20 protein-coding genes are annotated in these 24667 nt (G+C 70.8%); 13 read left to right on the top strand and 7 right to left on the bottom strand.

Annotated elements, in window-relative coordinates; translation table 11 throughout:
• Positions 1–46: 46 nt before the first annotated feature.
• Positions 47–754, bottom strand: a complete 708-nt coding sequence (locus tag ACFO0C_RS33735; protein WP_378070809.1) for a cation transporter — start codon at positions 752–754, stop codon at positions 47–49.
• Positions 754–1089, bottom strand: coding sequence for an ArsR/SmtB family transcription factor (locus ACFO0C_RS33730; RefSeq protein WP_378070877.1), 336 nt, complete (start codon positions 1087–1089; stop codon positions 754–756). Before ACFO0C_RS33730 ends, ACFO0C_RS33735 begins: the two co-directional genes overlap by 1 nt.
• 70 nt (positions 1090–1159) lie before the next feature.
• On the opposite strand from ACFO0C_RS33730, the gene ACFO0C_RS33725 reads away from it, so the two are divergent.
• Both ACFO0C_RS33725 and ACFO0C_RS33720 read left to right on the top strand, forming a co-directional pair.
• On the top strand, positions 1160–1804 hold the full coding sequence (locus ACFO0C_RS33725) for a hypothetical protein (RefSeq protein WP_378070808.1): 645 nt from the start codon (positions 1160–1162) through the stop codon (positions 1802–1804).
• A 1-nt stretch (position 1805) separates the two neighbouring features.
• Positions 1806–2654: a hypothetical protein gene (locus ACFO0C_RS33720; RefSeq protein ID WP_378070807.1), complete on the top strand. Its 849-nt coding sequence runs from the start codon at positions 1806–1808 to the stop codon at positions 2652–2654.
• A 605-nt stretch (positions 2655–3259) separates the two neighbouring features.
• Here the strand turns inward: ACFO0C_RS33720 and ACFO0C_RS33715 are convergent.
• The gene (locus ACFO0C_RS33715; RefSeq protein ID WP_378070806.1) at positions 3260–5029 is read right to left on the bottom strand and encodes a copper resistance CopC/CopD family protein; all 1770 of its coding nucleotides are present in this window, start codon (positions 5027–5029) and stop codon (positions 3260–3262) included.
• On the bottom strand, positions 5026–5742 hold the full coding sequence (locus ACFO0C_RS33710) for a YcnI family copper-binding membrane protein (RefSeq protein ID WP_378070805.1): 717 nt from the start codon (positions 5740–5742) through the stop codon (positions 5026–5028). The genes ACFO0C_RS33715 and ACFO0C_RS33710 overlap by 4 nt, the downstream gene beginning before the upstream one ends.
• A gap of 143 nt (positions 5743–5885) precedes the next feature.
• Between ACFO0C_RS33710 and ACFO0C_RS33705 the strand changes: the two genes are divergently transcribed.
• Positions 5886–6110 carry a tautomerase family protein gene (locus ACFO0C_RS33705; RefSeq protein WP_378070804.1) on the top strand — a complete coding sequence of 75 codons (225 nt, stop codon included), beginning with the start codon at positions 5886–5888 and terminating at the stop codon, positions 6108–6110.
• 148 nt (positions 6111–6258) lie between these two features.
• Here the strand turns inward: ACFO0C_RS33705 and ACFO0C_RS33700 are convergent, their stop codons facing one another.
• Positions 6259–7083: an IclR family transcriptional regulator gene (locus tag ACFO0C_RS33700; RefSeq protein ID WP_378070803.1), complete on the bottom strand. Its 825-nt coding sequence runs from the start codon at positions 7081–7083 to the stop codon at positions 6259–6261.
• Between the two features lie 169 nt (positions 7084–7252).
• Between ACFO0C_RS33700 and kduI the strand changes: the two genes are divergently transcribed.
• The 10 genes from kduI (at position 7253) to ACFO0C_RS33650 (ending at position 21072) form a co-directional block, all read left to right on the top strand.
• Complete coding sequence (gene kduI / locus ACFO0C_RS33695) at positions 7253–8032, top strand: 5-dehydro-4-deoxy-D-glucuronate isomerase (RefSeq protein WP_378070802.1); 780 nt, start codon at positions 7253–7255, stop codon at positions 8030–8032.
• Positions 8029–8787, top strand: a complete 759-nt coding sequence (gene kduD / locus ACFO0C_RS33690; RefSeq protein WP_378070801.1) for a 2-dehydro-3-deoxy-D-gluconate 5-dehydrogenase KduD — start codon at positions 8029–8031, stop codon at positions 8785–8787. The genes kduI and kduD overlap by 4 nt, the downstream gene beginning before the upstream one ends.
• Before the next feature lie 49 nt (positions 8788–8836).
• On the top strand, positions 8837–9919 hold the full coding sequence (locus ACFO0C_RS33685) for a sugar ABC transporter substrate-binding protein (protein ID WP_378070800.1): 1083 nt from the start codon (positions 8837–8839) through the stop codon (positions 9917–9919).
• Positions 9916–10917, top strand: coding sequence for an ABC transporter permease (locus ACFO0C_RS33680; protein WP_378070799.1), 1002 nt, complete (start codon positions 9916–9918; stop codon positions 10915–10917). Before ACFO0C_RS33685 ends, ACFO0C_RS33680 begins: the two co-directional genes overlap by 4 nt.
• Complete coding sequence (locus ACFO0C_RS33675; RefSeq protein ID WP_378070798.1) at positions 10914–12431, top strand: sugar ABC transporter ATP-binding protein; 1518 nt, start codon at positions 10914–10916, stop codon at positions 12429–12431. The genes ACFO0C_RS33680 and ACFO0C_RS33675 overlap by 4 nt, the downstream gene beginning before the upstream one ends.
• Positions 12428–13402, top strand: coding sequence for an ABC transporter permease (locus ACFO0C_RS33670; protein ID WP_378070797.1), 975 nt, complete (start codon positions 12428–12430; stop codon positions 13400–13402). Before ACFO0C_RS33675 ends, ACFO0C_RS33670 begins: the two co-directional genes overlap by 4 nt.
• 24 nt (positions 13403–13426) lie before the next feature.
• Positions 13427–14923, top strand: coding sequence for an aldehyde dehydrogenase family protein (locus tag ACFO0C_RS33665; RefSeq protein WP_378070796.1), 1497 nt, complete (start codon positions 13427–13429; stop codon positions 14921–14923).
• A complete protein-coding gene (gene eda / locus ACFO0C_RS33660) occupies positions 14920–15537 on the top strand; it encodes a bifunctional 4-hydroxy-2-oxoglutarate aldolase/2-dehydro-3-deoxy-phosphogluconate aldolase (protein WP_378070795.1) in 618 nt (205 codons plus the stop codon). Before ACFO0C_RS33665 ends, eda begins: the two co-directional genes overlap by 4 nt.
• Positions 15534–16631, top strand: a complete 1098-nt coding sequence (locus ACFO0C_RS33655; RefSeq protein ID WP_378070794.1) for a sugar kinase — start codon at positions 15534–15536, stop codon at positions 16629–16631. The genes eda and ACFO0C_RS33655 overlap by 4 nt, the downstream gene beginning before the upstream one ends.
• Before the next feature lie 199 nt (positions 16632–16830).
• A complete protein-coding gene (locus ACFO0C_RS33650) occupies positions 16831–21072 on the top strand; it encodes a LamG-like jellyroll fold domain-containing protein (protein WP_378070793.1) in 4242 nt (1413 codons plus the stop codon).
• 82 nt (positions 21073–21154) lie between these two features.
• Here ACFO0C_RS33650 and ACFO0C_RS33645 read toward each other — a convergent pair whose 3' ends face one another.
• Positions 21155–23449 (bottom strand): M48 family metalloprotease, encoded by a 2295-nt coding sequence (locus ACFO0C_RS33645; protein ID WP_378070792.1) that lies wholly within the window; start codon positions 23447–23449, stop codon positions 21155–21157.
• Positions 23446–24420, bottom strand: coding sequence for a hypothetical protein (locus tag ACFO0C_RS33640; protein ID WP_378070791.1), 975 nt, complete (start codon positions 24418–24420; stop codon positions 23446–23448). Before ACFO0C_RS33640 ends, ACFO0C_RS33645 begins: the two co-directional genes overlap by 4 nt.
• Between the last annotated feature and the right edge of the window lie 247 nt (positions 24421–24667).

The raw sequence follows: 24667 nt of genomic DNA, 5'->3' as shown, positions 1-24667 counted from the left end.
GGGTGATGGCGCCACCGGGCCACCACCCCGCATCCGGTTCCCGGCATCAGCAGCGGCAACCGCCGGACCGCGCATCGCATCGACAGGGCGCGGACACCGGTCGTACCCCCGGCGATCCATTGCAGCAGGCATCGCCGAGCCATGCCTCCCGGCCCTCCTTGACCGCGACCGCGGCGATGACAAGGGCGGCGACCGGGTCGGCCCACGACCACCCGAAGAGGCTGTTCACGGCAAGACCGACGAGCAACACCGCGGAGAGGTACGTGCAGAGCAGCGTCTGTTTCGAGTCGGCGACCGCCGACCGGGAACCGAGTTCACGCCCGGCGCGCCGCTGCGCGTAGGAGAGCCCGGGCATCAGCGCGAGCGACACGGCGGCCAGGACGAGACCGATCGTGGAGTGCTCCGCCTCCGCACCAACGGCCAGCGCCCGCACGGATTCGACGGTGACGTAGGCGGCCAGCGCGAAGAACGACACCGCGATGACGCGCAGCGCCGCCCGCTCCCGGCGCTCGGGATCGGTGCCGGAGAACTGCCAGGCCACCGCTGCGGCCGAGGACACCTCGATGATCGAGTCGAGACCGAACCCGATCAGCGCGGTCGACGACGCGATCGTGCCGGCGGTGATCGCGACGACCGCCTCGATGACGTTGTAGGTGATGGTCGCGGCCACCAGCCAGCGGATGCGGCGGGTCAGCACGGCACGACGCTGTGGCGCGGGCCCGGCCGGGGCGATCCGGATCAGCGGGCCGCTCATCAGCAGCAGCCTTTCTCGGCGGAGTCGGCGCAGACCGCCGGGTCGACGGCCAGGACCAGCCCGAGCAGGTCACCGAGGGCGTGGGCGAGCCGTGGATCGGCGAGTTCGTAGCGGACCCGGCGCCCCTCGGGCACGGCGACGACCAGACCGCAACCCCGCAGGCAGGTCAGGTGGTTGGACAGCTTCTGCCGGGTGCAGCCGAGCAGGTCGGCGAGCTCCGCCGGATAGCCGGGGCCGTCACGCAGGGCTAGCAGCAGCCGGGCGCGTGTCGGGTCTGACAGCGCGTGACCGAAACGGGCCAGCACCGACCCGTGCGTCAGGATCTCCACACCCAGGACGATACAGCTAAACCTGTACTGTCGCCAGGCGAAGTCACCGCCGGAGGGAACTCCGTAACCTCACGGTGTGGAGATCGCGCGCAGGATCGCGGAGTGGCTGTCGGCATGGCCGCATCGGGCCGCGGAGCCGGGGCTGTCCGATACTGAGCTGCACCGCGCCGAGGAGACCTTCGAGCTGACCTTCCCGCCGTTGTTGCGCGAGGTGCTCACCCTGATCCATCCGATACGGCGGCCGGTCGCACCGCAGCCCGGGATCCACCAGTCACCGTCGACGATTCCGGACTGGAGGCTGCGCGATGTGGAGCGTACCCGGCTCCTGATCGACATCCCGGCCGACGGCGTGCTGTTCGACGTCGAGGATGAGGACAACGACTTCTGGTGGCACGCCTGGGGCCCGCGCCCGGAGACGCTCCCGGAGCGGATGGCCGTCGCGGAGCGAGAGCTGGCGCGGGTTCCCCGGCTGATCCCGCTCATGGGCCACCTCTATGTCGCGGCCTCCGACGACTCACCGGTGTTCAGCGTTATCCAGACGAGGGTGTATCTGTACGCGGTGTCGTTGGCTGATCTCGGCGACGACGAAGCGCGAACGGCGGCCATCCGATCCGCGACGTGGCCGGTCGGCACGGTGCCGTTCTGGAGCGAGCTGTGCGCCTATGCCAGCCACCGCGACACCGCCGACCCGCTGGGACGCCTGGGGAGCGGAGGTTTCTGACGTGACGGATACCGAGCGTTTTCTCACCTTCGAGCACGGACACCGGGATGGCCTGCATTCCTACACGGTCACCGTCGGAGAATCCGATCTGACCGGCCGGGTGTGGCCGGGTCTGGCAGAACGGGGCAACTACCCGGACGATCCGGACCTGAATCCGTGGCACCGGCACGCGATCAACAACCAGGACGGCGAGCCGCTGGCGGTCTGGCGTGCGCTGACCTGGGCGTTGGCCGAGGGCCGGAGCCGACATGTGATCCCCAGCTTCCTCCGGGACGAGGTGGCGAGCTGTCTGGGTGTCGACCGCGAAGACATGCTGATGGTCCGCTGGGAGTACCAGGTCGACATCGAACTGGCGGACCGGGGCCTTGCCGACTACGGGTTCGTCCCCGCCCGGACCAGCAAACTTCTGCGCTCGGGACCGGACACGTGGGATCGGGACCACATCGGGTTCGCCGGCCTGTTCGAGGTGAACCGTTTCCGCCAGCTCGTCGACATCGATCGTGTGCTCGCCGGTGACAACGCCTCCGAACTGACGGTCTTCGGCCTCCGCGATCCGGGGCGGCGGGGCGTGCTGGTGGCCGCGCTCAGCCGGGACGAGCGTCCGGAGCTGGCCGCCGTCCTGGAGCCGGGCGAGATCTTCGTCGACATGGCGGTGATCCGTGAGAGCGGCGCCGGCATCAGCAATCACCTCACGGTCAAGGCTCCTGAGGCGATCCCGCAGGTCGAGCGGCTGGCCGATCACTTCAGCCGGGCGTTCCGCCGATACCGGGACCGGGCCGGCCGCATCCACACGTTGAACGACTTCCATGCCGCGATCGACGACCTGCTCGCCCCACCGGATCGCACCTGACGCCCGGGCTGCTCCGGGTATCGGTGAAGGCCCGTCGCGCGCACAACCTTCGCGTTCGTTGGTCCCAGGCGGTCCCTCACCCGTCGAGTTGGTCGCGGCTCCACTCGTTCCGGCCTTCTGCCGTCACGGCCTTCTCCCGTCACGGCGTTCACTTCGTGAGGCTTCCACTCCGTTTTAGCCCTTTCCGTTCTGGCCGGGTGGCGGTATGGGCTTGGCTCGGTCGCAACGACGAGAGCACACGCAACGCCGATCGTGTGACCTCACCGTTGCTCTGACGAGGATGAACGATCGCGATCAATGGTTTGCGATCGTTCATCCTCGCTATCGTGATGGTGAGGTCGCACGATCGGCGAATGTATGCGCTGATCAACGCTGACGACCGGTGGTGCGTTGATCCCGCGTGTGCCCATGCGGCCGGGAGCGCCGATGTGCGGCCAGACCGAGAGGGGCCAGCTGATCGCCGGAAGGACCAGCACCGGATCGCATCCGCCGGCTAGAGAACGTGGCTGGAGAAGCGTGGCCGGAGCGTGGCTGGAGAGACGTGGCCTGAGCGTGGCCGGCTGCGTGGGGACGGGACAGAGGCCGCGCTTGATCCGTCGGGCGCGCTAACTGACCTCGAAATCCAGCTCGGCGACGGGGTTGGTGAACTCGGTGACCCGCAGTGACACCTGCATCCGCCAGATGCCGGGCGCCGGGATCGTCACCTGCGCGGTGTAGAAGCCCGGCGATACCTGGGTGAGCGGGACAGCGCCGAGGGAGGCACGGTCGGAGGTCAGGCGTACGACCGGTGGTGCGACGCCCTCGGCCGGCTCGCCGGTCGTGGAGGTCATCCGCAACGTGACGGTGTTCGGGCCGCGGGTCAGGGGAGACAGGTCGGCCTGCACCTGGATGTCGCCCAGGGTGGTGGTGCGTGGCCCGCGATCGGCCGCCGTCGCTGCGGGTTCGGTTTTGGTCCCGGGGCTCGTGTCGACGAGGAATCCGGTGACGAGCAGGGCCGCCAGCAGCATCGCGGCCTCGGCCGTGACGGCGCGTACGACCGGCCGGGTGTGTTCGGTCCGGCGGGTCGTCTTCTGGATGCGGGGGAGGAGCGACCATCTGTTCCACGCCGCGATGGCGACGGCGATGACGGCGATGGCGATCTTGGTCAGGAGCAGACGTCCGTAGCCGGTGCCGGTCAGCGCGCTCCATGACCCGAGGATCCGCCAGGTGAGCAGTGCGCCGGTGGCCACCAGCGCGGCCAGTACCGCGGCGGCGGTGGTGGAGAACCGGGCGAGGGTCGCGGCGGCATCCCGGCCGGCCAGACCGGGCAGGGTCAGTGCCAGGCCGGCGAGGCCGCCGAGCCATACGCTGCCGGCGAGCAGGTGCAGCACGTCGGCGCCGATGGCGAGGGCTGCGGGGTTCGTCGCGCGGGTGTGCCCGGTCAGTGCGGGTGCCGTGGCGGCGATCGCCGCGAACAGCACCGCGCCCACGGGCCGTCGCCGTCCGAGCAGGGCGACTGCCGCCACCAGCCCGACGGCTACCGCTGCGCCGACGGCGTATTCCGTCGGCGGCACCGAGGACCAGGTCGCGCCCCGGGCGAGCAGTTCCGGCCCGCCGCCGAGCAGGTAGACCGCTGTGATCGGCACCGCGATGACCCACGCCCCGACGGCGACGGCCGCGGCGGCACGAAGCGCGGTGGTCAGGCGGCGTCGCGGGCTGCTGGATCCGGCGGTCGGCGGTAGGTCGGCGGGCGGTGTGTCGGTCGGGCGGCGTCGTGGGAGGCCGGTTCCGGCGGGCGGTGTGTCGGCCGGGCAGCGTCGTGGGAGGCCGGTTCCGGCGGGCGGTGTGTTGGTCGGGCGGCGTCGTGGGAGGCCGGTTCCGGTGGTGCCGGGTAGGAGGAAAGCGGTGAACACGACGAGGCCGGCGGCCAGGAGTAGGGCGGTGTAGCCCACCCAGCGGGCCGCGGTCAGTGGCCAGGGGACGTCCGGGACGGTGCTCGCGCCGGCGGTCAGCGTGGTGACGGCCGGGGTGGTGGCGGCGCCCACCGAGAAGGTGAGCGCCCCGCTGATCGGGTGTCCGTCGTCGGAGACGACCCGCCAGGTGAGCACGGTCGTGCCGGTGCCGAGCTGTCCGGCCAGGTCGACCGTGAGTGCGGCGCCGGTGACCGTCGTTCGTGCCTCGACGAGTTCGCCCCGGGCGTCGAAGATCTGGACCCCGTCCGGTACGCCACGCACCGTCTCGTCGAACGTCAGCAGGATCCGGTTCGGCGCGGTCGCCAGCACGGCGCCCTGGGCCGGATCGGTTCCGACCAGGGTGGCGTGCGCGCGGACCGGCTGGGCGGAGCCGAGCAGCAGGGCCACGAACAGCAGCGCGACGGTGCCGAGCCGCCTGATCATGGCCGGCGGTGCTGCTGGAAGAGCGACACGGCACCGAGTGCCGTGCCGACGAGGCCGGCCAGCAGCGCGGCGAGTGTGACGCCGTCGCCCGGTGTGGGAGCGGGTGTCCGCGGGGTCGTGGCGGCCATGTGGTGGAGCGTGTCGTCCATCGGTGCGGAGACGACGAGCCGTGGTGCGGGCCGTTCCAGCTCCTGGATGGCCTGCCCGGCCTGGGGTACCTCGATCCAGGCCGACTCGCCGGTCTGGCAGGTCTGGATGGTGGGGAACAACAGGTCGGTCCCGGCGGTCCCGGGCAGTTGGACCGCGAGTTCGAGGACGTCACGGTAGCCGTCCGGGAGTGGGGTGCCGGTGCGGTAGGTGACGGTGGTGACCCGCTCGGTGACCTGGTTGCCGTGGGCGTCCGCCACCGGCGGATCGATCTTCTCGATCTGCTTTGTGACCTGCCACAACGGGTGGCGGGTCGGGGTGACCGAGGTGATCTGGGCGGGGATCTGGATGGTGATCCCGGTGGTGGGCGAATCCTCGCAGCCGTGGGCGACGCTGAACTGGAGGACGGCGTGTGCGCCGGCCGCTGTCGTCGAGGACGTGACGGTGACGTGGGCGCTCGCCGGGGAGGCGAGCCCGACGATGCCGACGGCCAGCGCGGCCGCGCCGGCCCGGGCGATGTGCCGTGACCAGAGATTCGCGCCGGGTTCGTTGTCATCGCGCCGCATGCCGCACATTGGAGCAACCTGCCGAACTCATGTCAAGGATGTGAACTGGAGGCGCATACATTGCGGCTTGGGGGTCGAAAAGGTAGCCTCGGTTCACATAAGTGAACTGAGATCCCTGATGTGAGCGATAGGAGTTGGCCTACATGCCGAACATCACCGTCGAACTACTCGCCGGCCGGACCATCGAGCAGCGCAAGGCGTTCGCCCGGGCGGTCGCCGACCAGGCCGTCGAGATCCTCGGCGCCCGCCGGCAGGACGTCCGCATGGTGTTCACCGAGATCACCGCGGACGACGTGGCCAACGGCGGTGTGCTGGCCAGCGAGGACGAGAGCCGGGCCGGCGTGGTGGCGGCGCTCAAGAAGGGCTGACACGGCGAGAGCGATGGGGTCAGGATTGCCGGTCGGCGACCTGACCCCATCGTCGTAAGCAGGCGGAAAGCGTATGCCGGCGGAAGGCGCAAGCCGGCGGAAAGCGCAAGCCGGCGGAAAACGCCGGCGGGTAAGGCACGGAAGGGCGTCAGCGGACCAGGCGGTTGTCGCGCATCGCCGACAGCCGGGCCTTCACGCTCAGCAGCGTCTCGATGATCAGGTCCTCGCGGCCCTGGTCGAGGCGGCTCATCGGGACCGCGACACTGATCGCGTCGATCGACCGGCGGGAGAACGGCAGCGCGACACCGAAGCACCGCACCCCCAGGCAGGACTCCTCGCTCTCCTCCGCGTAGCCGACCTGGGCAGCCTTGTCGATTATCGCCAGCAGCGCATCCCGGTCGGTGATCGTCTGGGAGGTGAAGGCCTTGATCTCGTGCGGAACCAGGCCGCCCCGGTCGCTCTCGGGCAGCTCGGCGAGCATGGCCCGGCCCAGTGCCGTGCTGTAGGCGGGCAGCCGCCGCCCGACCGCCGAATACATCCGCAGCGGGTGCTTGGACTCGCGCTTGGCGGTGTAGATGATCTCGGCGCCCTCGAGCCGGCCGAGGTGGACGGTCTCCTCGGTGGCGGCGGCGATCTCGTCCATCACGGCCCTGGCCCGGGACAGCACCGGGTCGCCGTCGAGGTAGGCGGAGCTGACCGTCAGGGTGTGCACCCCGAGCCGGTAGATGCTGCCGGTCTGGTCGGTGTCCAGCCAGCCGCGGGCGCACATGGTGCGCAGGAGCGCGTGCAGGCTGCTCTTCGGAATACCGAGGCGTTTGGCCAGCTGGAGCTGGGTGCCGGGGCCGTTGGCCGCGATGTCGTCGAGGACGTCGAGGACCCTGGCGGCGGACTTGACCTGCGAGGTGGCGGAAGTGCCGCTGCTTGTCTTCTCCGGGTCCACCGAGACCTCCTCATCACTTGTGGCACGTTTCATTCGAGTCGCACAACCTTACACCACGGTTCACATAGGTGGACAAAATTCAGCCCCTTGACCTGTGATCGGCGCCATAGGTATGGTCGATCTCAGTTCACATAGCTGAACGCGGTTCACGAACGAGGAGCGAGTTTTGATCGAGGTCAGGTATTCGGCATCGCCTCACGGCGTGGAGACGGCGACGAACGCGGATCTCCGGAAGGACTTCCTCGCGCAGGACCTGTTCCGCACCGGCGAGGTCCGCGGGGTCTACACCCACGACGACCGGCTGGTCGTCGGCGGCGCGGTCCCCGGCGCCGGCCGGCTCGAACTGCCCGCCTGGGACGTGCTCGGCACCCGCACCCACCTGGCCCGCCGCGAACTCGGCATCGTCAACGTGGGCGAGCCCGGCCACGTGCTCGTCGACAACGAGAAGTTCGAGCTCCGCCACCTCGACGGCCTGTTCGTCGGCCGCGGCAGCGAAGTCGTTTTCGAAGGGCCCGACGCCGCGTTCTACTTCGTGTCCGCTCCGGCGCACGCCACGTACCCGACCGTCCCGCTCAGTCACGCGGCGGTCGAGCCGGTCAAGCTGGGCTCGCCGGAGGGCGCCAACGAACGCAGCCTCTACCGGTACGCCTGGGGCCAGGAGCTGCAGACCGCGGTCCTGCAGTTCGGCGTCACCGTGATCGCCGACGGCTCGGTGTGGAACACCTGCCCGCCGCACCTGCACGACCGGCGTACCGAGGTCTATCTCTACGTCGACCTCGACGAGAAGGACCGGGTCTTCCACTTCATGGGCCGCCCGGGCGCCGCCCGCCACCTGGTGATGGGCAACCGCGAGGCGGTCATCTCGCCGCCGTGGTCGATCCACTCCGGCGTCGGCACCGGCTCCTACGCCTTCATCTGGGCGATGGGCGGCGAGAACAACGAGTACACCGATCTGACGCCGGTGGCACTGGAGGACCTGTGACCCGGTCGCCGTTCGACCTGACCGGCCGCCGCGCCGTGGTGACCGGTGCCGGCCGTGGCCTCGGCCAGGCCATCGCGCTCGGTCTCGCCGAGGCCGGCGCCGACCTGATCCTGCTCGGCCGGGCCGCGAGCCAGACCTCCACCCGGGACCGGATCGCCGCCCTCGGCCGCGACGTCGAGATCGTCGACCTCGACGTCGCCGACCACGACGCCATCGCGCACGCCGCCGATCAGGTCAACCGCGACCACGACGTGGACATCCTGGTCAACAATGCCGGCATCATCGACCGCCAGGACTCCGCCGACGTGACCCGGCAGTCGTGGGACCGCGTCGTCGACGTCAACCTGAACGGGCTGTTCTTCCTCTGCCAGGAGTTCGGGCGTCCGATGACCCGCCGCGGACACGGCAAGATCGTCAGCGTCGCCAGTCTGCTCTCCTTCCAGGGCGGCATCCGCGTCGCGTCGTACGCCGCCAGCAAACACGGTGTCGCCGGTGTGACCAAGGCCCTGGCCAACGAGTGGGGCCCGCTCGGTGTGCAGGTCAACGCCATCGCCCCCGGTTACATCGCCACCGACAACACCACGGCGTTGCGCGCGGACCCGGACCGGTCCCGCGCCATCCTCGAACGCATCCCCGCCGGCCGCTGGGGAGACGCGTCGGACATCGCCGGAGCGGCCGTCTTCCTGAGTTCCGCCGCAGCCGACTACGTCAACGGCCACGTCCTGGTCGTCGACGGCGGCTGGATGGCCCGCTGACCTTCCTCTCCGTTCCTTCCGTTCCCTCCGTTCGGCGAAAAGAGAAACCATGAGAATCACCCCTCGTCCTGCCGCGATAGTCAGCCTCAGCCTCCTGGCCGCCGTCCTCACCGGCTGCAGCGAGGAGTCCGGCGGGGGCACCGCCGCGGCCGGCTCGGAGAGCTGCGAGTCGTCCGAGGTCCGCCTGGTCGGCCAGGTCCGTAACGAGTCCAACCCGTACGAGGCGTCCTGGCTGGCCGGCGGCGACGTCTTCGCCCAGTCGGTCGGCCTCAAGCAGGAGCGGCTCACCTACGACGGCGACTCCACCAAGCAGCAGGAGCAGATCAGCCAGATCCTCGCCGGCAACACCAAGTGCCTGGTGATGAACGTGCTCCCGAACGGCGACTCGGACACCGCGCCGATCGTCAAGGGCGCCGACCAGGCCGGTGCCTACCTGGTCACCCAGTGGAACAAGCCGGCCGACCTGAAACCGGCCGACCACAAGACCTGGCTGAGCCACATCACCTACAACGGCATCGAGTCCGGCCAGCAGATCGGTGACGCGCTCTCCACCGCGATCGGCGGCAACGGTGGCATCATCGCGCTGCAGGGTGTCCTGGACACCGCGGCCGCCAAGGACCGGTTCGCCGGCCTGGAGGCGTCGCTGGCCAAGAACCCCGGCGTCAAGCTGCTCGACCAGCAGGCCGCCAACTTCTCCCGGGCCGAGGCGCTCACCGTCACCAAGACGCTGCTCACCAAGCACGGCGACAACGTCAAGGGCATCTGGGCCGCCAACGACGACATGGCGCTCGGCGCGCTGGAGGCCCTCCAGCAGGCGGGCAGGTCCGGCAAGGTCGCGGTCGTCGGTATCGACGCGGTCCCGGACGCGGTCAGCGCCGTCCAGAAGGGTGACATGACCGCCACCGTCTCCAGCGACGGCACCTGGCAGGGCGGCATCGGCCTGGCCATCGGCTACTGCGTCGCCACCGGCAAGCTGAAGGTGGCCGACATCGCCGCCGGCAACCGCGCGTTCTTCGCCCGGCAGTTCCTCGTCACCAAGGACAACGCCGCCGAGTTCGCACAGCCCAAGGCGAACCCGGCCGACTTCGAGTGCGGCAACGTCTTCAACCGCGTGGCCGGCCCCCTGACATGACCGTCGCCACCGAGGTCGCCGTAGCGCCTCGCCGTCCTTCTCGGCGAGGCGCGTCGCTCCGGGACGCCGGCCCACCGCTCGCGCTGATCGTCATCTTCCTGATCTTCGCGGCCCTGAGCCCGCAGTTCCGCAGCGCCGACAACGTCCGGAACATCGTGGACGCGGCAGCGGTGCTCGCCGTCGTCACCTGCGGCATCACGTTCGTGCTGATGATGGGGTCGATCGACCTGTCGGCGGCCGGGGTGATGGGCGCCTCGGCCCTGACCGTGTCACTGCTGGTCGCCAACAACCGCAACGACAACGACTTCGGTCTGCTGGGCATCCTGATCGCCGTCCTGCTGGGCTGCGCGTTCGGCTGCCTGAGCGGCCTGGCCCTGGTCCTGCTGAAGGTGCCGTCGTTCATGGCCACGCTGGGGGTGTCGGCGATCGGGCTCGGCGTCGCGACGCTGATGTTCGCCGGCGTGCAGCCCAACATCACCGACACCATGCTGGAGAGCTGGGCGATCGAACGGCTGCTGGGCTTCTCCTACCTGACGTGGATCGCCGTCGCGTGCATCCTGATCGGCTGGCTGGTCCAGCGTTACACCCGGCTCGGGCGGTACGCCTACGCGATCGGCGGTGCCGAAGAGGTCCTCACCCTCTCCGGGGTGCGCGTCAAGCCGTACAAGATCGGGGTCTTCGCCCTTGCCGGTGCCTTCTACGGGCTGGGTGGGGTGATGGTGACCAGCCAGCTGGGCGCCGGTCTCGTGCAGGCCGGTGACGGTTACGACTTCTCGGCGATCACCGCCGCCGTGGTCGGCGGCACCCTGCTCACCGGCGGCCGCGGCGGTGTCCTGCACTCCGCCGTCGGTGTCCTGCTCGTCATGGTGCTCACCAACGGCCTGGTGCAGGTCGGCGTCAGCCCCTACTGGCAGGGCGGTGTCGAGGGCCTGATCGTCGTGGCCGCGGTGGCTGCCGCGGTCATCCCGCAGCGACGAAGGAACCAGGTGGTCAAATGAGCGTCCCGGCACTGGAGGTCCGTGGCCTCGTCAAGCACTATCCGGGGGTGAAGGCGCTCGACGGCGTCGACCTGGTGGTCCACCAGCACGAGGTCCTCGGCCTGGCCGGCGAGAACGGCGCGGGCAAGTCGACGCTGCTCAAGGCACTCGTCGGGCTGGTCACCCCGGATGCCGGGGAGATCTACGTCCGCGGCGAGGCGGTCCGGCTGCGCAGCGTCGTGGAGGCGGCGAACCACGGCATCGGGATGGTCTTCCAGGAGCAGTCGCTGGTGCCCAACCTGACCGCCGCGGAGAACATCGTCCTCGGCAGCGAGGGCCCGGCGGTCCGGCGCGGCATCTACCGCTGGGACGCGATGCGCCGGCTGGCCCAGGAGCAACTCGACAAGATCGGCTCGCACATCGACCCGCTGGCCCGTACCGATTCGCTGTCCTTCGCCGACCGGCAGATGGTCGAGATCGCGAAGGTGCTGCGCATCGAGGAACGCAGCCAGCACCCGCCGGTGATCATCCTGGACGAGCCGACGTCGGTGCTGGAGTCCAAGGAGATCGAGACGCTGTTCGCGCAGATCCGGCGGCTGCGCGAGTTCGCGTCGGTCGTCTTCGTCTCGCACCGCCTCGACGAGGTGCTCGACGTGTGCGACCGGGTCGCCGTGCTGCGCGGCGGCCAGTCGGTCGGTGAGGTCGCCACGGCCGGCGCCGTCCCGGGCGAGCTGCACCGGATGATGATCGGCTCGACCGGTTCCGACGACCACTATCACGAGAACGCCGCCGTGCCGGTCACCGCCGAGCAGCCCCGGCTGTCGATCCGCGGGCTGTCCGGCAGCACGTTTCACGACATCGACCTGGACGTCGCGTCCGGTGAGATCGTGGCCATCGTCGGCGTGCACGGGTCCGGGCGCGAGGACGTCTGCCGCGCGCTGTTCGGCGCCGAGCCGACCACCGCCGGCGAGATCCGGATGGACGGCAGGAAGGTCGACCTGTCCAGCACCCGCGCCGCCTGCGCCGCCGGGATCGGCTACGTCCCGGCCGAACGCAAGATCGAGGGCATGGTCGGCCCGATGTCGGTGGCCGACAACATGACCCTGAGCAAACAGCAGGCCCGCTGCACCGGACCCTTCGTGGCGCCCCGCAAACAGGCCGGCCTGGTCGACGGATGGATCAAGAGACTCTCCATCCGTACGCCCACCCGCGACACCGCCATCGGGCGCCTGTCCGGCGGCAACCAGCAGAAGGTGGTGCTGGCCCGCTGGCTGGTCGGCGGCGACATCCGCCTGCTGCTGCTCGACCACCCGACCCGCGGCCTGGACATCGGCGCCCGCTCCGAGGTGTACCGGCTGATGCGTGAACTGGCCGGCACCGGCGTCGCCACCGTGCTGCTGGCCGACAGCCTGGAGGAGGCGATCGGCATGGCCGACCGGATCCTGGTGATGACCGACGGCCGGGTCGCCACCGAGGTCGCCTGCCCTAACGGCGGCAAACCGAGCCCCCTGGACCTGGTGAAGGTGATGGTGTGAGCACCCCCGCGGCCACCCGGCCGGCCACAGTCTCTCTGCGAGCCGGGCGGTTCACCGGCTTCATGCCACTGATCGCCCTGGTCACCTTGATGGCCGCACTGACCGCTGTCGACCCGGACTTCCTGACCCAGCGGAGCCTGACGGCGGCCCTGCGGACCGCGGCGCCACTGATCGTGCTCGCGGCGGGGGCGACCCTGGTCGTGCTCTGCGGCGGTATCGATCTCTCGATCGCGGCGCTGGCCTCGCTGTCCACGGTCCTGCTGGCCCTGTGGCTGCCGGACCTCGGTGGCCCGGCCACGCCGGCGGTGATCCTGATCGCGGCGGCGATCGGCGCGGTGCAGGGGGCGGCGCACGTCCTGCTGCGGATACCGTCGTTCATCGTCACCCTGGGCGGGATGAGCATCCTGTCGGCGATCGCCCTGGTGGTCTCCGGCGCCGGCACCGTGCGGGTCGTCGACGACTCCACGGTCAGCTGGCTCGACCTCTACATCGGCGGATTCCTGCCGACGTCGGCGGCGGTGGCGATCCTGCTGGTCGCCCTGATCGCGCTGGTGCTCAAGGTGACGCCGCTGCAGAGCTGGGTGTCGGCCACCGGCTACACCGAGTCGGCGGCACGGCTGGCCGGCACCCCGGTCGACCTGGTCAAGATCGGCGTGTTCTGCCTGTCCGGCGCCTGTGCCGGTTTCGCCGCGGTCATGCTGGTGTCGCGCCAGTTCAGCGGCGGGCCGACGATGGCCGACAACCTGCTGCTGCCGGCGGTCGCGGCGATCGTCGTCGGCGGCACCGCGATCACCGGAGGTCACGGCAGTGTGTGGCGCAGCCTGGCCGGCGCGCTGGTCGTGACGCTGCTGCGGGTCGGCCTGCCGATCGTCGGGGTGCCGTCCGCCTACGAACAGATCCTCTACGGCGCGATCATCGTCGTCGCCGTCGCACTGACCCTCGACGGGTCGAAGGTTTCGACAATCAAGTAGTTGTTCCGACCACGGAAGGCCATCATGCCCCACGAGAACTCCGCTCTCCTGCCCGCCGTCCGTTCGTTCCTGTCCTCGCCCAAGGGGCTGCTCATCGACGGTGACTGGGTGGACGCGAAGGACGGCCGGACCTTCGCCACCGTCAACCCGTCGACCGAGGAGACGCTCGTCCAGGTGGCACACGCGTCCTCGGTCGACGTGGACCGTGCCGTGACGGCTGCCCGTACGGCCTTCGAGGCCGGTTCGCCCTGGTCGCGGATGACGCCGCGGGACCGTTCGCACCTGCTGTGGCGCATCGGCGACCTGATCGACGCCCACGCCGACGAGTTCGCCCAGCTGGAGGCCCTGGACAACGGCAAGCGCGTGTCGGCGGCCCGGGAGGGTGACGTCGCGATCTCCGCCGAGCTGTTCCGCTACTTCGCGGGCTGGGCCACCAAGATGGAAGGCACGACGATCCCGATGTCGGTGCCGGGCCGCGAGTTCCACGCCTACACCCGCCGCGAGCCGGTCGGTGTGGTGGCCGGCATCGTGCCGTGGAACTTCCCGCTGCTGATGGCCTGCTTCAAGATCGTCCCGGCGATCACCGCGGGCAACACCGTCATCCTCAAGCCGGCCGAGCAGACCCCGCTGACCGCGCTGCGCCTCGGCGAGCTGCTGCTCGAAGCCGGCCTGCCCGCCGGTGTGGTGAACATCCTGCCCGGTTTCGGCGACACCGGCGCGGCGCTGGTCGACCACCACGGCGTCGACAAGGTCGCCTTCACCGGCAGCACCGAGGTCGGCAAGAAGATCGCCGCCGCCGCGTCGGGCAACCTGAAGAAGGTCTCCCTGGAGCTCGGCGGCAAGGCCCCGAACATCATCTTCAACGACGCCGACCTGGACGCCGCCGTCGCCGGCGCGGTGCTGGGCGGCTACTTCAACGAGGGCCAGTGCTGCGTCAACGGCTCCCGCCTCTACGTCCAGCGTGGCGTGTTCGACCAGGTCGTCGAGGGGGTGGCGGCGGCCGCGCGGGCGATCACCGTCGGCGACGGTTTCGACCCGGCCACCCAGATGGGCCCGCTGGTCTCCCAGGAGCAGCACGAGAAGGTGCTGGGCTACATCCGCGGGGCGGTGCGTGACGGCGCCGTGCTGACCGCGGGCAGCGCCGACGCCGTCGGTGACCGCGGCTTCTTCGTGTCGCCGACGCTGATCACCGGCGTGACCGAGCAGATGGCGGTGCAGACCGACGAGATCTTCGGCCCGGTGGTCACGGCGATCCCGTTCGACACCGAGGACGAGGTCGTCGCGGCGGCCAACAACACGGTGTACGGCCTGGCCGCCGGCGTCTGGTCGACGAACATCGGCACCGCGCACCGGGTCGGCGCCAAGCTGCGCGCCGGCACGGTGTGGCTCAACACCTGGCACGCCGACGACGTCACCCTGCCCCGGGGCGGGTTCAAGCAGTCCGGCTGGGGCCGGGAGCTCGGTTCGTTCGGCCTGGACGACTACACCGAGCTCAAGACCGTCATCGCCGAGCTGCGATGAGCGCCGTCGACGTTCTCGGCGGGCACCGGCTGGTGCCGGTCGTGGTGCTGGACGATCCCGGGTCGGCCGACGGTCTCGGCGACGCGCTGGTGGCCGGCGGCCTGCCGATCGCCGAGGTCACCTTCCGTACGCGAGAGGCGGCGGCCGTCCTCCGTCGTCTGGCCGCCCGGGGTGACCTGGTGGTGGGCGCCGGCACCGTCCTGACCGCCACGCAGGTCGACGTCGCGTACGAATCGGGCGCGAAGTTCGTGGTCTCACCCGGTCTGAGCGCCGCCGTCGTCCGCCGTTGCCAGGCGCTCGGCCTGGCGGTGATCCCCGGCGCCAGTACCGCCACCGAGATCATGGCGGCGCTGGACCTCGGCCTGGACACTGTCAAGTTCTTCCCGGCCGAGGCCAGCGGCGGGCTGGCCACCGTGAAGGCGCTGTCCGCGGCGTTCCCGCAGGTCCGGTTCGTCCCGACCGGGGGAGTGACCGCACAGAGCGCCCCCACCTACCTCGCCCACCCGGCGGTCGCCGCGGTCGGCGGCAGCTGGATGGTGGCGCCCGACCTGCTGGCCGCCGGCAAGTGGGACGAGGTCACCGCGAGATGCGCACTACCAGGAGTGACATCGTGATCGAGATACGTCCCGCGGCCGAGTGCGAGTTCGACATCGTCGCGCTCGGTGAGGTGATGTTGCGGCTCGACCCCGGCGAGGGCCGGGTCCGTGCCGCCCGCCGGTTCGAGGTGTGGGAGGGCGGCGGCGAGTACAACGTCGCCCGTGGCATGCGCAAGGTGTTCGGGCTGCGGGCCTCGGTGGCGACCGCGCTGGCCGACAACGAGATCGGCCGCCTGGTCGAGAACCTGATCATGCAGGGTGGCGTGGACACCTCGCTGATCCGCTGGGAGAAGTACGACGGCATCGGCCGTACGGTCCGCAACGGGCTGAACTTCACCGAGCGTGGTTTCGGGGTGCGCGGCGCGGTCGGGGTCTCCGACCGGGCGCACACGGCGATCGCCGGACTGCGGCCGGGCACGATCGACTGGGATGACCTGTTCGGCCGTCGCGGGGTCCGCTGGCTGCATACCGGCGGGATCTTCGCGGCCCTGTCGGAGAGCGCGGCCGCGGTGGCCGAGGAGGCGATGGCCGCCGCACAGCGGCACGGCACGGTGGTGTCCTTCGACCTCAACTACCGGCCGAGCCTGTGGGCCGGTATCGGTGGCACCGAGGTGGCCAGGGCGGTCAACACCGGGCTGGCCCGGCACGTCGACGTGATGATCGGCAACGAGGAGGACTTCACGGCCGCCCTCGGGTTCGACGTCGCGCACGTCGACGAGCGGCTGTCGGCGCTGCCGATCGACAGTTTCGCCGAGATGGTCGGCACGGTGGCGGGCAAGATGCCGTGGCTCAAGGTGGTGGCGACGACCCTGCGGACGGTGCACACCGCCAGCGACAACGACTGGCAGGCGATCGCCTGGTCACCGGAGACGGGTGTGCTGTCGTCGGTGGCGCGTGACCGTCTGGGCGTCTTCGACCGGGTCGGTGGCGGCGACGGGTTCGCCTCCGGGCTGATCTACGGGCTGCTCGAGGGTGAGGCGTTGCAGTCCTGTCTGGAACTCGGGGCCGCGCACGGCGCGCTCGCGATGACCACGCCGGGCGACACCTCGATGGCGACCCGCGAGGAGGTGTGGGCGCTCGCCGGTGGTGGCAGCGCCCGCGTGCGCCGCTGATCATCGGGCAGGCCTGGCGGATCTCTCCGCCAGGCCTGCTCTTATCTGTACCGCGTTCACATATGAGGACACAGGAAAAACTCAGTCCATGTATGAGGACAAGGTTCTTGACGGTGTAACGCGGACGACATAGTTTCAGGCCCTCCAGTGACAGTGACCGTCCTCACTGCCACGTCAGCCGAATTCCGAGGGACCTCGCATGAAAGTGCCCCGAAGATCTTTCCGCTCCCTTGTCGCCACCGTCACCGCCCTGATCCTGGTCGCCGGGTCGGTGTCGCCGGTCCAGGCCGCCGCGGCCGTCGACGACGGCCGGCTCAACGTCCTGCTCTTCTACAAGCCCAACTTCCACGCCTCGAACGTGCAGGCCCGCCAGGCCGTGCGTGACCTGGCCACCCAGCTCGGCACCCAGTACAACCAGCCGGTCGAGATCCAGGAGACCGACGACCCCGCCGTCTTCAACACCTCGAACCTCGCCGCCCGCGACGCCGTCGTCTTCGCACAGACCGGCGGCGTGCTGTTCAACGCCGCTCAACGGTCGGCTCTGGAGGCGTACATCCGCGGGGGTGGCGGTTTCATGGGCCTGCACTACACCGGCTGGTCGGTCGGCGAGAGCGAGCACGACGTCAACCCGTTCTACGCCCGGCTCGTCGGTGCCGTCTCCGAAGGCCACCCCGAGGACCCCGGTGTCCGGCCGGGCACCGTCAACGTCCGGGACAACGGCCACCCGCTCACCCAGGGTGTGCCCACCACCATCTCGCGCAGCGACGAGTGGTACGACTGGGTCGTCAACCCGGCGCCCAACGTGCGGACCCTGATCGCCGCCGACGAGGCGTCCTACGGCGGCGGCCGCCAGGGCACCCTGCACCCGGTCACCTGGTGCCAGAAGATCGACTCCGGCCGGTCCTGGTACACGTCGATGGGACACGAGGGCACCGCCTACGCCGAGTCCTACATGCGGGCCCAGATGAAGAACGGCCTGGCGTACGCGGCCGGGCTGCTCGCCGCCGACTGCTCCCCGCCGGTCAAGGACCAGGCCGGCGCCTGGAGCGGTGTCACGCCGTGGCCGCTCGTGCCGATCAACATGTCACTGACCTCCGACGGCAAGGTGCAGTCGTTCGGCAGCGTCGGCGGCTGGGGTGACGACACCACCCCCTACGACTGGACCGGCAACTCCTCGGTCACCCAGGGCGGCCAGATGGAGGTCGACATCTGGGACCCGGCCAGCCCCCGCACCCTCGCCAACCTGCGGGCCGGCATCCTCCCGAACACCACCTACACCGATCTGTTCTGCGCCATGCAGGTGCAGAACCCGCACGACCACTCCACCATGACCATCGGCGGCGACGACGGCCTCGGCGGTAACAGCCCCAACGACGCGGCCATCGGCGTCACCGGCTACACCACCAACAACGGGCTGCAGAACAAGGCGCCGATGAACTACCCCCGCTGGTACCCGACCGGCACCACGATGCCCAACGGCGACATCGTCGTGCAGGGCGGCAGCCTCCGCGGCGGACCGGGCGGACCCGGCGTGCTCACCCCGGAGATCTACACCCCGCAGTCCGGCTCCGGCTGGAAGACCCTCGACGGGGCCCGCAGCCCGGCCGCGTACGGCGACGGCGGTACCGACCACCCCGGCGCCGACGAGAACCGCTGGTGGTACCCGCGGGCGTTCGTCGCCCCCGGCAGCGGCAACCTGTTCAACATCACCGGCACCCAGATGTACGAGCTCAACCCGGCCGGCAACAACGGCACCGGGCAGATCACCCTGCGCGGCACACTGCCCAGCGCCATCGCCAACCAGGGCGGCAACGGCAACCCGGTCGGCGCCACCTCCACCGCCACCATGTACCGCCCCGGCAAGATCCTGCAGGTCGGCGGCGGCTGGTGGGCCAACGGCGGCGGCCCCGACGGCGCCCGCGCCGGCTTCACCGTCGACATCACCGGCGGCACGGCCAGCCCGGTCATCACCGCCACCAAGCCGATGAAGTACCAGCGCCACTGGGCCACCTCGACCGTCCTGCCCGACGGCGACGTGCTCGTCACCGGCGGCGGCCGGGAGAACAACGGCAACGGCGGATACGTGACCAACGCCGAGATCTGGGATCCGGACACCGGCAACTGGAGCGAGGTCGCCGTCCCGTACGAGCACGCCCGGCTCTACCACTCCGCGGCGCTGCTCCTGCCCGACGGCCGCGTGATGATGGGCGGTGGCGGCACCCCCGGCCCGCGCAGCTACACCGACGTCGAGTACTACTCACCGTCCTACCTGTTCAACGGCGACCAGCTCGCCCCGCGCCCGGTCATCAACACCGCACCCGCGAAGATCGGCTACAACGGCGGCTTCGCGATCACCGCGACCGGTACCGTCTCCCGGGTCACCCTGGTGCGCAACGGCTCGGTGACGCACGGCTTCAACAACGACCAGAACTTCCAGGACCTGACGTTCACCCAGTCCGGTGGCACGGTGAACATCAACGCGCCGGCCAACGGCACGTACGCGCCGCCCGGTTCCTACATGCTGTTCGTCTGGGACACGTCCGGCACCCCGTCGGTCGCGAAGATCGTCAAGATCGACCCGGCGGTCAAGATGACCCAGCTCAACCCACGGGTCGTCGACCAGTTCGAATACCCGCGCCTGCCGTCGGAGTGGCGCACCGCCAACCCGCCGGCCACCGTCGACGTCGCCGCCGGCAACTCCCGGATGTCGCCGTGGACGGTCACCAGCCAGGTCCAGCTGGTCCGCGGCACCGTCTCCGGCCAGGGCGGTCTGGGGCTCACCGGCTACCAGCTCAGCCTGGGCGCCGCGGGCAACATCCAGCGCACGCTCAGTTCCCTCACCCCCGGCACCACCTACCGGGTCTCGCTGCGCTACGCACGGGACAGCCGGGTGAGCGGGACCGCCGCCGCGACGGGAACTCTGACGGTCGCTAACCTGAGCGCGACCCTCACCGCGACCACCGGCCAGCCGTCGACGGCGAACTACGCCACGTACTCCGGCACCTTCACGGCCGCGTCGAGCACCGCGACGCTGACCCTGCGAGGCACCGCCGGCGGGCTGATGATCGACGACCTGGTCGTCGTGGGTGACGACGCACCACCACCGCCACCCACCTCCCTGACCCGGTACGAGTTCGAGGAGGGCTCCGGCACGTCGGCCGCCAACACCGGAACCGCCGGTGGTCCGGGCGCCGCCACCCTGACCGGCACCACCGGCTGGAACGCCGGCGGTGTCGTCGGCAAGGCGGTCAACCTGCCCGGCGGCAGCACCGCCAACGCCGTCGACCTGCCCGACAACCTGCTCCAGAACGCGGCGAACTTCTCCACCGGCTTCTGGGTACGGCCCGACACCAAGGCCAACTGGACCGCCCTGCTCAACATCGGTGACGGGCTCGGCTCCGCCGGAAGCTACTTCCAGATCCAAATGCAGACCCAGGCGAGCGGCAGCACCGGGCTCGCCGCCACCTTCAAGGCCAAGACCGGCCCGGAGGAGCGGGTCTACGCCACCCCGGCCCGGGACGTGACCGCCGGCCAGTGGAACCACGTGGCCTTCACCCGGCAGGGTCCGGCCGGGACGCTCTACCTCAACGGCGAGGCGATCGCGACCCGCTCCGACCTGACGATCGGGATGGCCCAGATCGGCCCGACGGCCGACAACTGGCTGGGCCGCAACGGTTACCCCGACGCGGCGTTCGACGGCCTGATGGACGACGTACGCCTGTACACCTCAACGTTGAGCGGCGCCGATGTGGCCGCCCTGTACAACGAGGGCGTCCCGGTCCGCTACCTGTTCGACGAGAACACCGGCACCTCCGCGGCGAACTCGGGCGCGAAGGCGTCCATCGGCGCGGCCACCCTGCAAGGCACCACGTCGTGGGCCGCGGGCCGGTCCGGCAGCGCGGTGTCGCTGCCCGGCGGAGCCGCGTCCACGGGCAACCAGGTCCGGTTGCCCGACAACATCGAGGCCGGCCTGGACGAGCAGTTCACGGTGTCGTTCTGGGCCCGCCCGGACGCCCTGCCGAACTGGGTCCCGCTGTTGCAGATCGGCAGCAGCACGGACACGTTCTTCCTGCTCCAGTCCGCGACGAACGGCGGAACCACCGGTTTCGGCGCCACCTTCAAGGCACCCGGGGTGGCGGCGCAGGAACGTCTGCTGCTCGGTGCGGGCCGGGACCTGCCGCTCAACGCGTGGACACACGTGGTCTTCACGATGAACGGCTCCACCGGCAAGATCTACTTCAACGGAGTCCAGCAGGCCGTCCGCACCGACTTCCCGATCAACATCGGTGACGTCGGTGTCGGCGGCACCACCACCGCAAACCTCCTCGGCGGTACGAGCTGGGGCGACCCCCGGTTCGACGGCCTGATCGACGACCTCCGCCTGTACGGCACCGAGCTGAGCGCCGAGCAGGTGTCCCAGCTGCACGCGGGCCGCCGATAACGGACGAGTCGAAGTCAGCGGGCCCCGGGACCACCGTCCCGGGGCCCGCACCTCTGACGGCGCCGCCCCGAACGATTGCTCGTCAGCCGGTGAAGAGGTGGTAGCCATACCAGCTGCCGAGGGCGACCGGCACGCCCAGCAGCACCACCGCAGCCGTCCATCCGGCGACGACGGCCCGGCTCGGCCGGTGGGTCACAGTCCCGGCCGGTGGGTGGGGCAGAGCCGCCGACCGGCCGGTCAGGACTGCTGTGACCAGCGCCGCGGCCACGCCGGTCAGGGCCAGGCCCGGCACCGAGCCGAGCAGTGTGGTCAGCCCGGCCGCCATCGAGACGCCGGGCAGGCACAGGCCGGCGTTGTCGACACCGCACACGGCGAGTGTGAAAGGGACCGGCGACAGCACGACCATCACCGCCGTCGCCACGGTCGCGGCCAGCAGCGCGCAGGGCACGCGCAGCCGTCCCGCACCGGCGACGAGAGCTCCGGCGGTTCCGGCGACGGCCGCGAAGACCGCGGTCAGCCCACCGGTGGCCAGCAGCAGAAATCCACCGGCCCCGTTGATGTTCTCCTTCACGGCCGGACCGCCCCGGGTGTGAACGAGGTCGGCCAGGACGATCAGGACCGCGAGACACACGACGGCGGCGACCACGCCTCCGGCGGCGGAGCGGCCGGCCCGGGACCGGGTGCCCGGCTGTCGCAGCGCCGCCCGGACGAACACGACGGACGGCACGGCCAGCAGCAACGCGACACCCGGGATGGTGGCCGGGAAGAACAGCGGCAGGTATCCGGTGGACAGCAGCGCCTCACCCGGCGGATGCCACGACCCCTGCCATGCGGGGAAGTAGTCGCGCCAGTCGACGGCCAGGACGGCGGTCGCGCTGTCGTGGAACCCGGCCCACGACGTGAACCCCGGATACCACGCCAGGCCACCGGCGACCGCGGCCGTGCACAACGCGGGCCGCAGACCGCCACGGAGCACCGGCAGCCATGTCTCGGCCATGCCACGGTGCCAGGCGAACACCAGCCACAGCAGCACCACCAGCCCGCCGATCGCCGCGAGACGGGCCGGCCCGGTCGCCCCGGCGTCGTCGAAGAGGCCACTGACACGTGCCCCGCTCTGGAAGAACGACAGCGGCTCCCCGGCCAGGACGCCCACGGTCAGCCCCGCGGCGAGCGCCGCCGGCCCGGCCCACCGCGACCCGCCCGGGAGCAGCCGGTCACGCAGCACCGCACGCCAGGAGACGACCGCGGCCAGGAACGAGATCAGCAGCGCGGTGGTCAGGTGCGTCAGCAGCGACGTCCACGGATAGAGCAGCAGCATCGTGCGCAGATCACTGGTGGCGGCGAGCAGCAGCAGGACCCCGAGCCCGTCCGCATTGGCCTGGAGCAGCGCGACCGAAAGCCCGGCCCCGGCGAGCACCAGCGGGCCGGCCTGCGGAAGCCGGCCCGGGTCGTCCAGCGCGTCGAGGCGCCGGCGCACCGACGGGTGGGTGGGCAGGATCCGGGGCCGGCTGCCCGCGACGACCCGGCGCAGCACTGCGGGCTCCACGACGGTGGCGGCCGTCGCGTCGGCGTTCAGCTCACGGATCCGCAGGATGCCGTAGTAGGCGATGTACATGACGGCGGCCAGCGCGAGCACGGGCACCACCGCGGCGGCATCGCCGATCCTGAGCAGCAGATACGGCACCAGGATCGTCACGACGAACGCCCGCCAGACCGCGATCGTCAGATACGTGTGCCCGACGTCCCCGTTGCGGACGTGGGCCAGCTCGTGCAGCATCACGGCGTCGAACTCGGCCCGCCGCCCCGGATCGGTGTAACGGACCAGCAGCCCCGCGTCGATCTGCACATGACAGCGGCGACGGGTGCCGAACGCGACACCGTCCGCGCCCCGTCCCGGTCCGCCCCAGAAGACCGGCGTGCGGGTCAGCCCGGCCGCCTGCACCAGGCCGTCCAGATGTGCGACGAGGTCGGCCGGGGCGTGCGTGCTCACCCGCCGCAGCCGCCGCGTCCGGATCCGCCAGTGCGGCATCAGCAGGTAGACGGCGGCCGCGGCGACCACGAGCACCACGCAGGCGCCGAGGGCGTACCGAACGGCGACGGCGGCTTCGGGACGCAGGCACATCGCGTACGAGCCGAAGATGAGGGACGGCCGGCCGTTCGCCGTCGGTGCCGCGCCGAGCCGGGCGAGCCCGGCGGCGCAGCCCTGGTAGGGGCTGTCCGCGGCGAGCCCGTCCAGCCACAGCCGGGAGCCGATGATGCTGGTGGTGGCCAGAACCATCATCACCAGCACAGCGAACCGCACCGATGTCTCCGACGGCAGCGCGGTCGCCCCGCCGAGGACCGACCGGACCCGGTGGGCGGCCGGCGCGGTGGTCACGGTTCGTTGTCCGGCGGCGGCTCGACTGCCGGAGGATCCGAGCGGGGTACGGCGAACGCGCCCACCACAGCGTCGGCGAGCAGTCCGGCCGTCGTGTCGGGCAGCCCGGCCTCGCGCCCCTTGGCCGCGGCGACCTGTCGCAGGTGCGCGGCCTGCTCGGGCGTGAGCGGCTCGACGGCGGGCCGCCGGCGCCGGCGGAAGAGTCCGCGGATCCGGGCGGCCACCCCGTCGGTCACCCCGCCGATCAGGTGTTCGAGGACCACGCTGGCCACGTAGATCGCCGCCGCGATGATCAGTGGATCGTCACCGCCGATCCCGGAACCGACCTGGTCGGGCCGGCGCGGGCCGCGCAGCGCGAGACGAGGGTCGGCCAGGTAGGCGTCGGCGATCAGTGGGAAGTAGGGCGACTGGGCGGGGTCGACCTCGGCGACGGCCTGTTGCGAGACCTCCCGCAGCAGGGCCCGATCGGCGGCGGGCCGCCGGCGCAGCAGCACCAGCAGCAGTACCAGCGCCACCGCGACGGCCAGGAGGACCCACAGCCAGGGGAATCCGTCATCCTCGGCGATGCGGGTGATCGTGTCGGTCTCGCAGTTGACGCAACCCATCGCCGCCGGCCCGCCCGGTGGGGTGTAGGCGATCGTGAACGTGTCCTCGCCACCGGCCGGGGTGAGGACGATCGTTCCCCGGCCGATCTTCGCCCCGCACACGCCTCCGCTGGAGAGGTAGAAGTTCTCGGTGCCCGAGTAGCCGCCGCCGGGAACGGCCGCGAGCTCGATCTCCGCCGGCAGGCAGTTCAGCTCCCGGCTCTCCAGGATCTCGCCGGTGTAGGTGCCGTCGCCGGTGCGCACGAACTCGGCGATCGAGCCCTGCTGCGAGCGCCACTTGCCTTCGAGCGGATCCGGTGGCGACCCTCCACAGGCGGCGGCGGACAACAGGAGCGCGGCGGCGAGGACGAGCCGGGTCACCAACATGTGCGGCATCCTCCCGAACGGCATCGTCAGCCGTCATGGGAAAACCGTCCAATGTGTTCGGCCGTGCGGCGGGGCCGTCCCCCCGCCGAACGGTCAGGCGCCCTGGCCCCGGCGGTGCGGGCCGGAAGCTCCTACACGTCGTCCCAGTCGCCGTGCAGGGGGATCATGCCGGCGGTGAAGCCGGTGAACGTCAGGTCGGCGTTGCCTTTGGCGTGGGTGTTCTTGAGCAGGAACTGGGTGGTGGAGG

Origin of the sequence: Actinoplanes subglobosus (assembly GCF_042650585.1) — a bacterium.
In the GTDB taxonomy this organism is placed as follows: Bacteria; Actinomycetota; Actinomycetes; order Mycobacteriales; family Micromonosporaceae; genus Actinoplanes; species Actinoplanes subglobosus.
The sequence above is the reverse complement of the archived record's forward strand: the minus strand, read 5'-3'. Positions and strand labels throughout refer to the sequence as shown.

Excerpts from the sequence above, each read along its gene's own strand:
- ACFO0C_RS33710 (WP_378070805.1), bottom strand. The coding sequence starts at position 5,742 with ATGCGGCGCGATGACAACGAACCCGGCGCGAATCTCTGGTCACGGCAC.
- ACFO0C_RS33735 (WP_378070809.1), bottom strand. The coding sequence starts at position 754 with ATGAGCGGCCCGCTGATCCGGATCGCCCCGGCCGGGCCCGCGCCACAG.
- eda (WP_378070795.1), top strand. The coding sequence starts at position 14,920 with ATGAGCGCCGTCGACGTTCTCGGCGGGCACCGGCTGGTGCCGGTCGTG.
- ACFO0C_RS33650 (WP_378070793.1), top strand. The coding sequence starts at position 16,831 with ATGAAAGTGCCCCGAAGATCTTTCCGCTCCCTTGTCGCCACCGTCACC.
- ACFO0C_RS33675 (WP_378070798.1), top strand. The coding sequence starts at position 10,914 with ATGAGCGTCCCGGCACTGGAGGTCCGTGGCCTCGTCAAGCACTATCCG.
- ACFO0C_RS33685 (WP_378070800.1), top strand. The coding sequence starts at position 8,837 with ATGAGAATCACCCCTCGTCCTGCCGCGATAGTCAGCCTCAGCCTCCTG.
- ACFO0C_RS33700 (WP_378070803.1), bottom strand. The coding sequence starts at position 7,083 with ATGAAACGTGCCACAAGTGATGAGGAGGTCTCGGTGGACCCGGAGAAG.
- ACFO0C_RS33640 (WP_378070791.1), bottom strand. The coding sequence starts at position 24,420 with ATGTTGGTGACCCGGCTCGTCCTCGCCGCCGCGCTCCTGTTGTCCGCC.
- ACFO0C_RS33665 (WP_378070796.1), top strand. The coding sequence starts at position 13,427 with ATGCCCCACGAGAACTCCGCTCTCCTGCCCGCCGTCCGTTCGTTCCTG.
- ACFO0C_RS33680 (WP_378070799.1), top strand. The coding sequence starts at position 9,916 with ATGACCGTCGCCACCGAGGTCGCCGTAGCGCCTCGCCGTCCTTCTCGG.
- ACFO0C_RS33705 (WP_378070804.1), top strand. The coding sequence starts at position 5,886 with ATGCCGAACATCACCGTCGAACTACTCGCCGGCCGGACCATCGAGCAG.
- ACFO0C_RS33715 (WP_378070806.1), bottom strand. The coding sequence starts at position 5,029 with ATGATCAGGCGGCTCGGCACCGTCGCGCTGCTGTTCGTGGCCCTGCTG.